Here is a 1,861-nt window from a genome sequence, read left to right as displayed (position 1 = left end):
TGTCGCACCTGCCCGGATCCACGCCGGACTGGTGCGACACCCGTGTTGGCGAACGGCCTCAGTGCAGCGGGGCCATCTCGGCCTCGGCCGCCAGGCGCTCGTCACCGCTGAGCGTCTTGAGCGGCTTCTCCTTGATGAACAGCACCGCGATCAGGGCCAGCACCGCGATCGGCGCGCCGATCAGGAACAGCTCGGCGGTGGCCGTGGCGTAGATCTCCCGCACGACCACCCGCACCGGCTCGGGCAGCAGCGACAGGTCGGGCACCTCGCCGGCCTGGCCGTCGGGCGCCGGGCCGAACTTCTCCTCCGACAGGGCGGTCACCCGGTTGGCCAGCACCGCGCCGAGCGCGCTCACGCCGATCGCGCCGCCGAGCGAGCGGAAGAACGTCAGCGTGGACGTGGTCGCGCCCAGGTCCTTGGCCGGCACGTCGTTCTGCGCCGCCAGCACCAGGTTCTGCATCAGCATGCCGACGCCGACGCCCAGCACCGCCATGTGCACCGACACCACGAACACGCTGGTGTTGGCGTCGATCGTGGCGAGCAGGAGCATGCCGCCGACCATGATCGCGCCGCCCGCGACCAGGAACGCCTTCCACCTGCCCCACTTGGTGATGAGCTGACCGGCCACGGTGGACGACACCAGCAGGCCGAAGATCATCGGCAGGCTCATCAGGCCCGCCTGCGTCGGCGTCTTGCCCAGGCCGATCTGGAAGTACTGGGACAGGAACACCGTGCCGCCGAACATCGCCACGCCGACCAGGGCGCTGGCGAGCGTGGTCAGGGCGACCGTGCGGTTGGCGAAGATGGTCAGCGGCACGATCGGGTCGGTCGCCCGCGACTCGACCCACACCGCCAGCGCCAGCAGCACCAGGCCCGCGGCGACCAGCACGGCGGTCCAGGTCGAGACCCACTCGAACTGGTGGCCCGCCAGCGAGGACCACACCAGCAGCGTGGACACGCCGGACATGATCAGCACCGCGCCCGCCCAGTCGATGCTGACCTCCTTGCGCACCACCGGCAGGTTCAGCGTGCGCTGGAGCAGGAAGACCGAGGCGAGGGTGAACGGCACGCCGATGAAGAAGCACCAGCGCCAACCCAGCCACGAGGTGTCGACCATGAGGCCGCCGATGAGCGGGCCGGCGACCGTGCCGACGCCGAACACCGCGCCGAAGATGCCCGCGTAGCGGCCCATCTCGCGCGGCGGGATCATCGCTGCCATCACGATCGTGGCCAGCGCGGTCATGCCGCCCGCGCCCAGGCCCTGCACGACGCGGCTGCCGATCAGCACCTCGACGTTGGGCGCGAAGCCGGCGATGAGCGAGCCCACCGCGAACAGCCCCAGGGAGAGCTGGATGAGCAGCTTGCGGCTGTAGAGGTCGGCGAGCTTGCCCCACAGCGGCACGGTCGCCGTCATGGCCAGCAGCTCGGTGGTGACGACCCACGTGTAGACCGACTGCGAGCCGTGCAGGTCGGAGATGATGCGCGGCAGCGCGTTGGACACGATGGTCGAGGCCAGGATGGACACGAACATGCCCATCATCAGGCCGGACATCGCTTGGAGTACGTCCCGGCGCGAATGGGTGCCGGTTTCGGTGGACATGATCCCCCCGGGTTCAGGACTGTGGTGGGTTGGCGAGGCCCGCGGCGAGCAGGTCCAGGGCCTCGACGAGCAGGGTCTGGAGCGGCGCGGAGCCGTCGACCGACCAGCGGGCGACGGCGACGCGGAACGCCGCGGCGGTCGCGGCGGCGAGCAGCATCGGGTAGGTGGCGTCGACGGGCAGGCCGACGCGTTCGGCGATGCCCGCCACGACCTCGCGCTCGACCCGTTCACCGCCGGCGAGCACCTTGGCCAGCAGCACGG

General features: G+C 70.8%; 2 protein-coding genes. Both read right to left on the bottom strand.

Annotated features, from left to right (window positions below):
• Positions 1–58: 58 nt before the first annotated feature.
• Positions 59–1,552 carry an MDR family MFS transporter gene (locus ACFV4N_RS32065; protein WP_499676382.1) on the bottom strand — a complete coding sequence of 498 codons (1,494 nt, stop codon included), beginning with the start codon at positions 1,550–1,552 and terminating at the stop codon, positions 59–61.
• 61 nt (positions 1,553–1,613) lie between these two features.
• Positions 1,614–1,861, bottom strand: a 248-nt coding sequence (locus ACFV4N_RS32060) for an acyl-CoA-like ligand-binding transcription factor (protein WP_499676381.1), incomplete at its 5' end; no start/stop codon positions are given.

Source organism: Actinosynnema sp. NPDC059797 (assembly GCF_042732085.1).
Lineage (GTDB): Bacteria > Actinomycetota > Actinomycetes > Mycobacteriales > Pseudonocardiaceae > Actinosynnema.
The sequence above is the reverse complement of the archived record's forward strand: the minus strand, read 5'-3'. Positions and strand labels throughout refer to the sequence as shown.